12 protein-coding genes are annotated in these 12,681 nt (G+C 72.4%); 5 read left to right on the forward strand and 7 right to left on the reverse strand.

All coding sequences use genetic code 11. The annotated features are described in order from the left end of the window. Positions 1 to 32 precede the first annotated feature (32 nt). A complete protein-coding gene (locus tag OG928_RS26315) occupies positions 33 to 710 on the reverse strand; it encodes a DUF305 domain-containing protein (RefSeq protein WP_406288035.1) in 678 nt (225 codons plus the stop codon). A gap of 96 nt (positions 711 to 806) precedes the next feature. Continuing rightward, entirely contained in the window at positions 807 to 1,226 is a 420-nt protein-coding gene (locus OG928_RS26320) for a DUF6153 family protein (RefSeq protein WP_406288037.1), read from the reverse strand. Between the two features lie 204 nt (positions 1,227 to 1,430). Here OG928_RS26320 and OG928_RS26325 point away from each other — a divergent pair, with 204 nt between their 5' ends. Further along, entirely contained in the window at positions 1,431 to 3,149 is a 1,719-nt protein-coding gene (locus OG928_RS26325) for a class I adenylate-forming enzyme family protein (protein ID WP_406288039.1), read from the forward strand. A 121-nt stretch (positions 3,150 to 3,270) separates the two neighbouring features. Here OG928_RS26325 and dapD read toward each other — a convergent pair whose 3' ends face one another. Both dapD and OG928_RS26335 read right to left on the reverse strand, forming a co-directional pair. Further along, positions 3,271 to 4,266 (reverse strand): 2,3,4,5-tetrahydropyridine-2,6-dicarboxylate N-succinyltransferase, encoded by a 996-nt coding sequence (gene dapD / locus OG928_RS26330; RefSeq protein WP_406288041.1) that lies wholly within the window; start codon positions 4,264 to 4,266, stop codon positions 3,271 to 3,273. A 64-nt stretch (positions 4,267 to 4,330) separates the two neighbouring features. After that, positions 4,331 to 7,210 (reverse strand): ATP-binding protein, encoded by a 2,880-nt coding sequence (locus tag OG928_RS26335; protein WP_406288043.1) that lies wholly within the window; start codon positions 7,208 to 7,210, stop codon positions 4,331 to 4,333. A 422-nt stretch (positions 7,211 to 7,632) separates the two neighbouring features. Between OG928_RS26335 and OG928_RS26340 the strand changes: the two genes are divergently transcribed. Continuing rightward, on the forward strand, positions 7,633 to 8,043 hold the full coding sequence (locus tag OG928_RS26340) for a Zn-ribbon domain-containing OB-fold protein (protein WP_406288045.1): 411 nt from the start codon (positions 7,633 to 7,635) through the stop codon (positions 8,041 to 8,043). Here OG928_RS26340 and OG928_RS26345 read toward each other — a convergent pair. Then, the gene (locus OG928_RS26345; protein ID WP_406288047.1) at positions 8,024 to 9,253 is read right to left on the reverse strand and encodes an NAD(P)/FAD-dependent oxidoreductase; all 1,230 of its coding nucleotides are present in this window, start codon (positions 9,251 to 9,253) and stop codon (positions 8,024 to 8,026) included. The two genes, OG928_RS26340 and OG928_RS26345, sit on opposite strands and share 20 nt — an antisense overlap. Positions 9,254 to 9,739: 486 nt before the next feature. Between OG928_RS26345 and OG928_RS26350 the strand changes: the two genes are divergently transcribed. Continuing rightward, positions 9,740 to 10,027 (forward strand): hypothetical protein, encoded by a 288-nt coding sequence (locus OG928_RS26350; protein ID WP_406288048.1) that lies wholly within the window; start codon positions 9,740 to 9,742, stop codon positions 10,025 to 10,027. Between the two features lie 57 nt (positions 10,028 to 10,084). On the opposite strand, the gene OG928_RS26355 is transcribed toward OG928_RS26350, so the two are convergent. Further along, positions 10,085 to 10,474 carry a hypothetical protein gene (locus OG928_RS26355; RefSeq protein ID WP_406288050.1) on the reverse strand — a complete coding sequence of 130 codons (390 nt, stop codon included), beginning with the start codon at positions 10,472 to 10,474 and terminating at the stop codon, positions 10,085 to 10,087. Between the two features lie 282 nt (positions 10,475 to 10,756). Here OG928_RS26355 and OG928_RS26360 point away from each other — a divergent pair, with 282 nt between their 5' ends. Both OG928_RS26360 and OG928_RS26365 read left to right on the forward strand, forming a co-directional pair. Then, complete coding sequence (locus tag OG928_RS26360) at positions 10,757 to 11,080, forward strand: chorismate mutase (protein ID WP_406288052.1); 324 nt, start codon at positions 10,757 to 10,759, stop codon at positions 11,078 to 11,080. 205 nt (positions 11,081 to 11,285) lie between these two features. Continuing rightward, entirely contained in the window at positions 11,286 to 11,705 is a 420-nt protein-coding gene (locus OG928_RS26365) for a chaplin (RefSeq protein WP_406288054.1), read from the forward strand. A gap of 186 nt (positions 11,706 to 11,891) precedes the next feature. Here OG928_RS26365 and OG928_RS26370 read toward each other — a convergent pair whose 3' ends face one another. Next, positions 11,892 to 12,479 carry a hypothetical protein gene (locus OG928_RS26370; protein ID WP_406288056.1) on the reverse strand — a complete coding sequence of 196 codons (588 nt, stop codon included), beginning with the start codon at positions 12,477 to 12,479 and terminating at the stop codon, positions 11,892 to 11,894. Between the last annotated feature and the right edge of the window lie 202 nt (positions 12,480 to 12,681).

Consider the following 12,681-nt stretch of genomic DNA (forward strand, 5'->3'; position numbering starts at 1 on the left):
GGGGCGGCCGATCGGCCGCCCCGGCGTCGGGCTCAGTGGTGCGCGGGCGCGGGCGCGGCCGTCGCGGCGCCGCCCTTGCCGGCGAGCAGCGCCTTCATCCGGGTGACCTCGTCGGCCTGCGAGGTGACGATCGCCTGGGCGAGCCGGCGGGCCTCGGGGTCGGTGCCCTTGGCGAGTTCGTCCTTCGCCATCGTGATCGCGCCCTCGTGGTGGACGATCATCAGCTCCAGGAAGCGCCGGTCGAACTCGGTGCCGGAGGACTGCCCGAAGGCGGTCATCTCGGCGGCCGACATCATGCCGCTCATGTCGTGACCCGCGGGCGCCGCGAGCGGCTTGCCCCACGCGGTCAACCAACCCCTCAGCAACGCGATCTCGGGCGCCTGGGCCGCCTCGATCGCCGCGGCGAGCCGCTTGACCTCGGGGTCGGCCGACTTGGCCGGGGCCTGCTCGGCCATCTCCACGGCCTGTTCGTGGTGCGGGATCATCATCTGCGCGAACATCACGTCGGCGTCGCCGAACGCCGCCGAGGCGGCGCCGCCGGCGGGTGTGTTCGTGGCGGGCGCGCTCGCGGTGGGGCGCGCGGACGGTGCGCCGGCGCCCTTGGCGTTCCCGTCCTTCGTGTCGTCCCCGCACGCGGCGAGGACGAGGGTGCCCGCGAGGGCGAACGAGGCCGGTACCAGGGCGCGCCGAAGGCGCGAGTGGGTCTGCATGGGTGTCTCTCCCGATCGTGACTGCGGTTCGGCGACCCGTGGGGCCGCCGAGAGGTGACGTGACGTCACGGGCCGTGGCCCGTGTCGGGCGTCGGCCTATATGCGCAGCACCGAGAGGTGCGTCGGATCGGGTGGGCGCGCCGGTGGCAGCGCGGCGGTGAGCCGGCGCCCGAGGCCGCGCGCGACCGCGAGGTGCCGGCCGCGGACGAGCCGACCGCGCCGCCACGCGAGCGCGACCAGGCCCACGGCGAGGCCGCCGAGCAGGACCGCGACGCACATTGACGCGGGGTCGGTGCCGGAGTGGCCGGAGCCGCCGCCGTGGTCGTCGACCGGCACGGGTGCCGGCGCCGTCGACGGGTGCTCCCGGTATTCCTGGTGTCCCTGGTGCCCCGACATCGCCGCCGGCGCGGCCTCCTGCGGATGGCCGAGGGTGTGCATGCCGGCCGTGCCGAGCAGGAGCAGCACCAGGAACAGCAGGCGCGCGAGCGAGGACGTGCCGGGTGTCGTGCCGAGCACTCCCGCCGCACCCCCCCGCCGATCCCGTCGCTTCCGTGGGCTTCGCCGATTCCGCCGATTCCGCCGCCGTACCGATTCGACATGCTACCCGTACGGGGTATCCGCATCACGCACGAACCGCTCGGCGCGCGGAAACTGAACACGTGTCAGATCACACCGCCGAGCACTTGAATGACTCGATCAAGGAGTTCTAGGGTCCGGGCCATGGCCACCACCAGTTCCTCCGAGCCCGACAAGGCGCCCGACGCGGCACCCGTCGACGCGCTCGTCGCCCTGACCGCTCCCGGCGGGCCGTTCGCCCTCGTCGAGGAGGACGTGCTCGGCGTGCCGCTGCGCGTCCTGGCCGATCGCCCCCGGTCGCTCACCGCGTTCGTCGAGCGCGCGCGCCGCTTCGGCGACCGCGAGTACCTCGTGTACGAGGGCCGCCGGGTCGGCTTCGCCGAGCACGCGCGGGCCGTCGCGTCGACCGCGATCGCGCTGCGCGAGAGGTACGGGATCGGCCCCGGCGACCGGGTCGCGATCCTGGCCGCGAACCGGCCCGAGTGGCTGACGGCCTTTCAGGCCACCGCCGCGCTCGGCGCGATCGCGGTCGGCATGAACGGCTGGTGGGCCGCCGACGAGATCCGCTACGGCATCGCCGACTGCGAACCCAAGCTGCTCGTCGCCGACCGACGCCGCCTGGAGCGCCTGGGCGGGGCCGTAGCGGCCGCGGCGAGCCTGGGTGTGCCCGTGGTCGAGATCGAGACCGACTTCGCCGCCCTGGAGGCGTACGCGCCCGACACGGAGCTGCCCCCGGGCGCCGCCGACGAGGACGACCCCGCGCTGATCCTGTACACGTCCGGCACCACCGGCCGGCCCAAGGGCGCCGTCCTCACCCATCGCAACATCGTCGCGATGCAGAACCTCCAGGCCCTGCTCGCCGCCCGGGCCTCCGCGCACGTGCCCGCCGAGGTCCTCGCCGCGGCACCCGCCGGGCGCTGGCTGGTCAACAGCCCGTTCTTCCACGTCTCCGGCCTGCTCGCGGGCGCCGTGGCCGCGCTCGCCGGCGGGCAGACGATGGTGCTGTACAGCGGCCGGTTCGAGGTGACCCGCGCGCTCGAACTGATCGAGCGCGAGCGCTGCACGACGTGGGCGCTGGTCCCCACGCTCGCGTGGCGGGTGGTCGACCACCCCGACACACCCTCGTACGACCTGTCCTCGATCGCCCGCCTCGGCGGCGGCAGCGCGGCGTTCGCCCCCGAACTGGTGCGCCGGCTGCAGGAGGTGTTCCCGAACGCGAAGGGCGCGGTGGGCGTCGGATACGGGCTGACCGAGTCCGGGGGAGTGGCCACCACCGCGGGTGCCGCGCAGCTCGAAGGCGAGCCCGGCGCGATCGGCACGGCCGTGCCCACGGTGGAGGTGACGGTCCATCACGAGGACGGCACCGAGCTGCCCGAGGGGGCCGAGGGCGAGCTGTGGATCCGCAGCCCGCTGGTCATGCGCGGCTACTGGCGCAACGAGGAGGCCACCGCGAAGGCGCTCACGCCGGATCGCCGGCTGCGCACCGGCGACCTCGGCTACACCCGCGGCGGCCGGTTCTTCCTGGCCACCCGGCGCAGCGACCTGATCCTGCGCGGCGGCGAGAACGTGTACCCCGCCGAGATCGAGCACTGCCTGGACGCGCACCCGGCCGTCGCGGAGTCGGTCGTGGTCGGCGTGCCGCACAAGGAGTGGGGCGAGGAGGTCAAGGCGATCGTGGTGCCGGCCGCGGGCGGCGCGATCACCGCCGAGGAGCTGGCCGGTTACGTGGCCGAGCGCCTGGCGCACTTCAAGGTCCCGGCGCTGTGGGAGCTGCGCGCCGAGCCACTGCCGCGCACGCCCACCGGCAAGGTCATCCGGGCGGTGGCGACCGGGGCCAAGGCCGCCGACCTGGTCGAGGAGTAGCGCACCGAAGCCAGTGCCGCGACCGGCAACGTTTGCCCCGTCGCGGCACTGGACCGGACGCGGAGCGGGGCCGGAGGTGTTGCGCCGGCCCCGCCCCGCGTCGTCGTGTCCGGGTGACGCGTCAGTCGTTCTTGTGCAGGTCCTCGTTCAGCGCGCCCCACGACTTGGTGCGGGCGATCGCCTCGATCGCGCCGGACACCGAGTTGCGGCGGAAGAGCAGGCCGTCGCGGCCGGAGAGCTCGGCCGCCTTGACCACGTTGCCGTCCGGGGTGGTCACGCGGGTGCCGGCCGTGACGTAGCAGCCCGCCTCGACGACGCAGTCGTCGCCCAGCGAGATGCCGATGCCCGAGTTCGCGCCGAGCAGGCAGCGCTCGCCGACCGAGATGGTCTCCTTGCCACCGCCGGACAGGGTGCCCATGATCGACGAGCCGCCGCCGACGTCGCTGTGGTCGCCGACCACGACGCCCGCGCTGATCCGGCCCTCGACCATCGACGCGCCGAGCGTGCCGGCGTTGAAGTTGCAGAAGCCCTCGTGCATCACGGTCGTACCGGACGCGAGGTGCGCGCCCAGGCGCACGCGCGTGGTGTCGGCGATCCGCACCCCGCTCGGCACGACGAACTCGGTCATCCGCGGGAACTTGTCGACGCCGGCGACCTCGAACGGCACCCGCGCGGCGCGGGCCCGCAGCCGGGCGGCATTCACCTCGTCGACCGGGACCGCGCCCAGGTTGGTCCACGCGACGTTGGCGAGCAGGCCGAACAGCCCGTCCAGGTTCGCGCCGTGCGGGCGGACCAGGCGGTGGCTCAGCAGGTGCAGGCGCAGGTAGGCGTCGTGCGCGTCCACCGGGGCGGCGGCGAGCGACGCGATCACCGTGCGCACGGCGACGACCTCGACCCCGCGCACCGCGTCGGCGCCGAGGCCGGCGGCCGCGTCGCCACCGAGGGCCGCGATCGCTTCGTCGGCGCCCAGGCGCACGGTCTCGGCCTTGCCGTCGGGGTCACCCGACGTCAGCTCGGGCGCGGGGTACCAGGTGTCCAGGACGGTGCCGTCTGCGGCGATCGTCGCGAGACCGGCGGCGACGGCACCAACGGGGGAAGAGATAGCAGTGTCGATCACGTCCCTACCGTACCCGGGGCCGGCCCACTCCCATCGCGCCGGCCGGCCCGTGCCGCCGTCCCGCTCACTCCATGTCGGGCCGCCGCGCGGGCACCTCGCGGAACGGCCACGTCTCGGCCCGGTCGGACTCCGCGTCGTGCCGCGGCTCGTCGCGGTGCGGGATGCCGAACGGGCTGTAGCCTCCGCTGTACTCGTCGACCCAGGCGTCGGACTCGGCGTGCCCGTGGTCCAGCGGGGCCGCCGCGGTGATCCCCATCAGGGCGTCGACCATCTCGGCGGCGCGAGTCTGCAGCGGGATCGCGCCGCACGCCATCGCGGTGTCCCGGGCCCGCTCCAACTCGCCGATCGCGTCCGGCTTGTGGCCGTCCTTGCGCAGTCGGTCGCCGTAGGCGAGCAGCGCCTTCGCGTACTCGTAGTTGGCGCCGACCCCCTCCAACGCCACGGCCGCGTCCCACAGCGCCTGTTGCGCGTTGACGTTGTCCTCGACCTCACCGGCCACGCGCTTGGCCTGTCCGGCGGCGACCGGGGCGTAGAACGTGTCCGCGCGGGCGACCGCGGCCTTGGCCACCTTCCGGGCCTGCTCCTTGTCGTGCTGCGGCCCCTCCGCGTTCAACGCCTCGGCGAGCAGCAGCCCCCACGGACACCACGCCGGGTTGTCCATGCCGCGCGCCCGCAACCGCTCGCCGAGCTCGGTCAGCGGGGTGATCACCTCGGCGTGCCGGCCCTGGGCGATCCGCAGTTCGGCGAGCACGATCTCGGGCACCGGGAGCACGCGCGCGCCGCCCCTCGGGCGCTCCGGATCGTCGAAGCCGATCCGCTGCGCCTGGAGCTCGGCCTCCTCGAGGTCGCCCTGGGCGATCAGGGTCTGGATCAGCACGCCCGCCGCGTACCACTGCGACGGCGTCTCGGGCCCGAGTTCGAGCGCCATCTCCAGGCCGATCTCGGCCTGCTCGCGGGCCTCCTTGAGCCGCCCCATGCGATACAGCAGCATGGCCCGGAAGGCGTGGCCGTAGGACAGGTGCGCGCGTTGGCGGCCGTTCGCCTTGAGTTCGGCCATCCCGCGTTCCAGGAGTTCGCGGGCCTCCTTGAACAGGTCGCAGTAGATGAAGGTGAGGGTCAGCACCATCGGGATCTCGAAGCCCCAGCCGTCCTCGACCCAGCTGAACCCGGGACGCTCCTTGTTGGGTCCCTCGGGCCCGAGCGCGGCGCGGGCGAACTTGGTCGTGGTCTGCAGGCGCCGACCGGTGAGCACGCCGTACCAGGCGACCAGCGCGAAGAGCGAGTAGTTCGTCCGGCTGGTGATGCCCTCGGTGTTCAGCCGCACGGTCAGCCGTTGCAGGTCGTGGGCGCGCGACGCGAAGCTGGTGTCGTCCTCCCAGAAGGCGGCCCACATGAACAGGTCGGCGTACAGCCGCTGGCGGATCGGCCCGGGCGGGGTGAGTCGGATCTCCGTGTCCAGGAGTTCGATGCCCGCGTGCAGGCGGCCGCTGAAACACAGCGAACGGGCCAGCTCGACGACGATGTTGGTGCGCAGGTCGCGGTCCGGTTCGCAGTCCTCCAGCGCCTTGGTCAGCGGTTCGATGCTCTTCGGCGGGTTGTTCACGAAGTAGGCGCGGCCGATGTTGTATTGGATCCGCGCGCGCATGTCGGGCGGCGCGAGCTCGGCGAAGGCGTGCCGGAGATAGGTGACGCCCGCCTCCGGGACGCCGGACGCCAGACACTCGCGGGCCGCGTCCACCGCGACGTCCACGGCCCAGCGGTCGGTGATCCCGACCATGTGCACCACATGGGTGGCGGCGGTCTGCGCGGAGTAGCCGTCTTCGCGCAGCAGCCGGGCCGCCTTGGCGTGCAGCTTGCAGCGCGCGTTCGGCTCGATGCAGTGTTGGTACACCGCGTTGCGCACCAGGGGGTGGGTGAAGCCCAGGTTCGAGGGCTCCTCGGTGAGGATCTCCTGCTTCCACAGGTATTCGGCGGCGTCGACGGTCGCCCGGCGGCTCAACCGGGCCAGGCTCGCGGCGCGTTCGATGGTGACGTGCGGCGTCAGGATCGCGACGGCGAGGGCGAGCTTGCGCGCATCGGGCTTGAGCCGGGCGAAGCGCTCCTTGAAGTGCCCTTCGTGGTACGCCCGGGTCGCGTTCCGCTCCATCGCGTCGCCGTGCTCGGGCAGCGCCGCCGCGGTCGGCTCGATACCGCTCTGCTCGACGAAGCGCAGGAGTTCGCGCAGCGTCTGCGGTTGACCGCCGCTGTAGCGGTGACAACGCTCGACGAACTCGGCATCGACGCGTTCGTCGGGGAACCGGCGCCGGATCACCGTCCCGGTGCCCTCGACGCTCAGCCCCGACAGGGACGCGAACCTCGACTCGGCGACGGTGTCGAGGGCTCGGAGCGGTGCGACGAGCTCCTCGTCGTACTCCCCGGGGCGATACGAGACCACGATGAGGATCGGGAACTCACGCACCTCCAGCGCGAATTGCGCGAGCCAGTGCATCGAGGACGGATCGGCCCAGTGCGCGTCGTCGACGATCACCACGAGCGGCCCGCGCTCCAGCAGGTATCCGTGCACGACGGCGTCGAGGGCGTGCAGCACGTCATCGGTGTCCGGAGACTCCTCGGGTTGCCGCCGGCTCATGCCGAAGATCGGCCCGAGGATCCCGTACCACTCGCCGAGTCGTTCCTTCCGGCCCTCGTCGTCCAGGTGGTAGAGATCCCTGAACAGCCGCTTCACCAGGCCGTAGACGCGGACCTTGTCCAGCTCGTAGCCGACCACCTGCAACGCCGAGAAGCCCTCGTCCTCGGCTGTTCGACGAACCCATTCGAGCACCGCCGACTTGCCCATGCCCGCCCCGCCGGACACGACCGCGACCCGGCCCTCGCCGGTGTCACGGACGGCCTCGATCTGGTCGCGCAGGCCACGCTGCAGGAACTCGCGTTCGACGAGCGGCATGGGCTCCGTTCCGGAAACGTCGGATGTGGCCCCGCGCCCCAAGTCACGCGGGCGCGGTGCCATGCGTGGTGCCGTCATCGCGCAACCTCTCTGCCGTGCGTCCCCACCCCGAGCCCGCGCGGATCGATTACGCGCCGTGGCGGATCACTTGCGCTACCTATCCTGCGCCAAGTACGCAAGCCCTGTCTGTGACTTGGCCGAGAAGTCCTGTCGGTGTCCTCTCCCGGCCGAACTCGCGATCGACCGGAGCGGATGTGCGACATTTTTCGTGGGCGGGTCCGATTCCGGATGCCCCCGTACGGGTGTGCGGCGGCGGGCTGGTTCCCTCCGGGTGTTTCGGCAACCATACGTGTGGTGCGCGAGCATGCGCACAGCTTCACTCGGCAGTGAACGTCGCAGAGCACGTTCGAAACGGAAAGGCCGTGACACCCGTGTTGGGACCGCAGATCGGTGTACCCGTCACTCCTACCGCGTCGGTGCGGGTCCCCGCGGAACCGGGGGAACTGCGCTACCAGCGCTGCGGAGCGTGCGATGCGGCGAACTTCACCCCCACCGAGACGTGCCGCGGCTGCTCGTCGCGGGCGCTGCACTGGGCGGCGAGCGCCGGGCGCGGGAGCGTGTACAGCTGGACCGTGGTGCGTCGGCCCGCCGCACGCGAGTTCGGCGGCGCCTACGCGGTGGCGATCGTGGACCTCGACGAGGGCTACCGCATGCTCACCAATCTCGTCGAGGTCGAGCCGGCCGACATCCATTCCGGGATGCGGGTGCGGGTCGACCTGCGACCGACCGGCGGGGAACCGGTGTTGCCGCTCTTCACGCCCGATCGGGACTGAGCGCCGGATCGGGACCGGGTGCCGGGTCCGGATCGGGCGCGGGATTGCCGCCGAGCGTCGCCAGCGGTGCGCGCGGGCGCGGCGAGCGGGCCCGCGCGGTGAACCGGTCGGGGCGGAAGTCGGTGCCGGGGATGTCGGGCCGGCCGCTCGCGCCGTCGCACAGCAGGTCGGCCACCAGCATCCCGACCGCGGGCACGATCCCGAGCCCGTGCTCGCCGCATCCGGCCGCGACGAACAGCCCGTCGGGGCCCACCGATCCGATCACCGGGAGGCGGTCGGAGCCGGCGTCGCCGCGGATGCCGAACGACGCGATCGGCGCGACGTCGCGAAAGCCGGGGAAACGGGCCGCGAAGTACGCCGTGGCCCGCGCGGCGAGTTCGTCGTCGAACGCGTCCGCGGCCGGGTCGAGCGCGCCGAGCAGCAACCGCCCGGCGCCGTCGGGACGCAGGTGGCGCCGGCTCACCAGGTCGACCAGGACCGGCCGTTCCTCCACCGTGCGGCCCACGTCCACGCGGACCGCGAACTCGCGTGTGCCGCGGACCGGCAGGTCGACGCCGAGCGGCGCGACCAACGCGGGCGAGTCGGCGCCCGCCGCCACCACGACCGTGCCGCCGGCCACCTCGCGGCCGTCGCTCAGCCGGACGCCGGTGACCCGGTCCCGGCCGGCCGAGATCGCCGCGACCGGCGCGCAGGGCAGGATCGCCGCGCCGCCGCGCCGCGCGGCCCGGGCGAACGCGCGCGCGGTGCGCCGGGTGTCGGCGTACCCGCCGCGCGGCTCGTACGCGAAGCCGGCGAAGTCCCGCGTGACGGCCTCCGGCCACACCGCGGCCACCGCGCACGCGTCGACCCGCTCGACGTCGACGCCGAGCGCGCGGCGCATCGCGATGCCGGCGTCGAGCGCCGCGGCGTCGGGCCCGTCCACGCCCACCAGCCGACCGCATCGGCGATATCCGACGTCCTCGCCGAGCACGTCGAACGCGTTCTCGAACAACTGTGTGCCCGCCCACGCCATCGCCGCCAGCGCGGGCACGTCGGGGTCGCAGTGCACGCCGCCGCCGGCCGGGCCGGGGTCGCCGGGCGGGCCGGACCCGTCGGTGTCGCACACGATCACGTCCCGGACCCCGCGCTGGGTGAACGCGTACGCGATCGCCATGCCCTCCGGCCCGGCCCCGACGATCACCACGTCGGCCACGAGCGTGTCCGGCGTCACCGGGGCAGCCCCGGGGTCGCGCGCCGGCCGGTGTACCCGGGCGCCGTCGTGCGGGCCGCCCGTCGGTCCTGTGTCGTCATGTCCTGCCGTCACCCGAGTCCCATTGCCGCCGGCCGCTGCCGGAACCGATGTCGCCCCGGAGTGAACTCCTCGACGGTTTCGGGATTTCGACGCGAACGTAACGAGAGTGTTACGCAGCGTGGCGAGCGCAGGCGCGGCGGCAGCGCTCGATCACGAGCGTCACCCGGATGGTCGCGGAATCCAGGCGTCGGATCAGTCGAAGGTGCGCGGCCCCGCCGCATGGAGGCGTGAGAGGTGTCATGTCGAAACGTTATACCCCCATGGGGTAATCGCCGGTTAGGATTCGATTCCGGTGGCCTCGGCGCATCATCGCGATCGCCTCGGGTAGCAGGCCGGACAGGGCCCGGTCGGGCCGCGGGATCGGGCCGCGGGCAGGGATGACGAGGACGAGGACGAGGAGGCGCGATGACCACCACCGCCATCGCCGCATTGGTCACGTTGGGCGTCGGCCTGGTCGGCTGTCTGTGGCTGCTCACCCGCGGGCGCCGCGCCGAGCGGATGACCGCGATCGTGCTGCTGTGCGTGTTCGGGTGCCTCGCGCTGGTCTTCTACTCGATCGGCCAGGGCGGCATGGGGGCGCTCGACGCGGCGCTCCTGGTCGGGGTCACGGCCCCGATGGGCACGCTGGTGGTCGCGGCACGTGGGCGCGGCCTGAGCCGGGCGACGGGCAGCCGCAACCATCGGGCGCGTTGACGTCGAGCCCGCCGATCGGGGAGCCCGCGGCGTCGAGCCCGCCGGTCGATCCGGTGGTCAGGTCTTGTCGTCGCCGCTTCGGCGGAGCAGGAACGTGACGCACAGCCACACCAGCGCCGTCGTGCACCCCATGATGATCAACGCGAACGCGATCACCACCAGGTAGACCCCGGACGTGGTGACCAGCGCCGCGAACACCGCAGCGAACAGCACGACCAGCAACAACACGTGCCAGGTCCCGGTGAGTGTCGGCCGGGAGAACCTGCGACGGGCGCGCTTCGAGGCCGGCATCGAGCCCGCGCCCGGGACGACACGACCACGGGCGCCGGAGCGTCGCTGAGTGCGGGAGGGCCGCATCGTACGCAGCGCGAGGTCCAATTCCTCGTCCTTGCGCAGCTCGTACTCGATCTCCTCCAGCATCCGCCGCTCGCTAGGCGTCAGACGCACTTCCTCCATCATGTCGATCGCCCCCTGTTGCATCCCCGGCATCTTTGACGCACTGCCGCACGGTCGCACGACGCGGCAGGGACAGCCGACGGCGCGGACCGTACTCAGAGGGTCCCCCGCAGGTGGCCATGTGACACCTGGCAGAACGAGAGATGACAGGTAGTGATATTTCCCCTGATGGCTCCTCATGGCAAGGGCTGCGGGCCCGGTTCACCGCATCGCGTGGTGCCCCCCGACGCCATGGGCTCACCCGTGCGACGCGGCCGGGTAGGGTCACCCGTTATGGCCAACGGAACCACTGACGACAGGTCGGGCGAGGCGCCCGACAAGCCCGCCGAACTGCTCGACCTGCGGGACAGCATCGACAACATCGACGCCGCCCTGATCCACCTGCTGGCCGAGCGGTTCAAGTGCACCAAGCGGGTGGGCGTACTCAAGGCCGAGCACAGGCTGCCGCCGGCCGATCCCGCCCGCGAGGCGGTACAGATCCGCCGGCTGCGCGCCCTCGCCGAGAGCGCCAAGCTCGACCCCGACTTCGCCGAGAAGTTCCTCAACTTCCTCGTCGCCGAAGTGATTCATCATCACGAGGCCATCGCCCGCGCGTGATCATTCGCCGCCCGGCTCGCTGAACAAACTGCCCAAAAGTCGCCGATTCCCCCGTATGTGGCACCGCCTGACGTCGCGTCACCTGGCTGGTTGCTACTAACGGGGGAAGTTGGCGCGCACCCCGTCACCGGATCACCCCTCGTGCGTTGGACGTCCCGGAACCCCCGGTTCCACCGTCTATCCGATCGATGGGAAGAACTAACCAGTGAACAAGCTCACCAAGGGTGCGGTCGTCACCGCCGCCATTCTCGGCGGTTCGGTTGCGATGGGTGGCCAGGCCTTCGCGTCGGCTGAGGCGGACGGCGCCGCCGTGGACTCGCCCGGCGTGCTCTCCGGCAACAACGTCCAGGTTCCGGTTCACATCCCGGTCAACATCTGCGGCAACACCGTCAACATCATCGCCGCGCTCAACCCCACGTTCGGCAACACCTGCGTGAACGCCGAAGGCTCGGAGCACCACGGCACCCCGCCCGGCCACCCCGGCGGTCACGAGGAGCACCCCGGCAAGCCGGACGAGCACCCCGGCAAGCCGGACGACTGTCCCCCGCCGGCCCCGCCGGTCGAGGAATGCCCGCCGGAGGTCCCCGCGCCGCCGCCGCACAACCACCCGAGCGACGACTGCTAGGACCCGGCCGAGTTCACCTCCATGGCGAGCGACCCGGCCGGTTCGCTGAAGGGCTGAACGCCCATCCCCATGCGGTAACCACGCTCGAAGCGTGCTGCGGCCCCGGAACACGGCCCACCTGTTCCGGGGCCGCAGCCGTGCCGCGGGTGGGCGTTCCCGAACCGCTCAGGACGCGTTCACGAACGCTCAGGACGCCTTCACACGATCGCGCAGTCGACGCGGTGCGGGCTTCTCCTTCTTCGGGTCCCCGCCGAGCGCCTCGAAGCCGCCCACCACGGACACGACCAACGAGATCGCCGTGATCGCCCCCAGCGTCGCGTAGAAGCCGCTCAGCGCCTTCGTGCGGTCCGCGTCGCCGGTGATCAGGATCAGCCCCGCGAGCAGGCCGCCCGCGATCGCCATCGCGCCCACCGTGCGGGCGAACTCGGCCGCCTCGTACCGGACTCGGTCCATCCCGCGAGCCGGCGGCCGCCACGGCAGCGGGCCGTCGAGGAAGTGGTAGGTCACCCGCTGGTCCACCCAACGGATCGCGCGGTGGCCGAACATCACGGTCAGGCCGATGTACAGCGCGGCGATCCCGTGTCGGGCCCCGGCCGTCGCGCCCCCGCGCAGATCGATCACGGCGACCACGAGCAGGATCACCTCGAGCAGCGGCGTGGCGTACAGGAACAGGTTGCTCAAGCGGCGACGGTGCAGCACGTAGCGGCTGAGCAGGCCCAGGGCGATCAGCACCCAGAAGCCGACCTCGCAGGCCACGATCATGGCGACGACCATGACGATCTCCTCCTCCGGGCGATGAGGCGCGGTGTGGCGGTGTGTGGGTGTGGGTGTGGTGTGCGGTGTGCGATCGGCGCGGTGCGATCCGCGCCGATCGCGATCGGACGTGACCACCCTCTCGCGCGTGCGGCGTCCGCGGATCGTCGACAGGACGGACCCCGGGCTACAGACAACGATGTACGGGGCGTCGTCGCGGTAT

It is taken from the genome of Embleya sp. NBC_00896 (genome assembly GCF_045207785.1).
Taxonomy (GTDB): Bacteria; Actinomycetota; Actinomycetes; order Streptomycetales; family Streptomycetaceae; genus Embleya.

Coding starts and splice junctions, on each gene's coding strand:
- OG928_RS26315 (WP_406288035.1), bottom strand. CDS start 710: ATGCAGACCCACTCGCGCCTTCGGCGCGCCCTGGTACCGGCCTCGTTC.
- OG928_RS26325 (WP_406288039.1), top strand. CDS start 1,431: ATGGCCACCACCAGTTCCTCCGAGCCCGACAAGGCGCCCGACGCGGCA.
- OG928_RS26335 (WP_406288043.1), bottom strand. CDS start 7,210: ATGCCGCTCGTCGAACGCGAGTTCCTGCAGCGTGGCCTGCGCGACCAG.
- OG928_RS26350 (WP_406288048.1), top strand. CDS start 9,740: ATGACCACCACCGCCATCGCCGCATTGGTCACGTTGGGCGTCGGCCTG.
- OG928_RS26360 (WP_406288052.1), top strand. CDS start 10,757: ATGGCCAACGGAACCACTGACGACAGGTCGGGCGAGGCGCCCGACAAG.
- OG928_RS26370 (WP_406288056.1), bottom strand. CDS start 12,479: ATGGTCGTCGCCATGATCGTGGCCTGCGAGGTCGGCTTCTGGGTGCTG.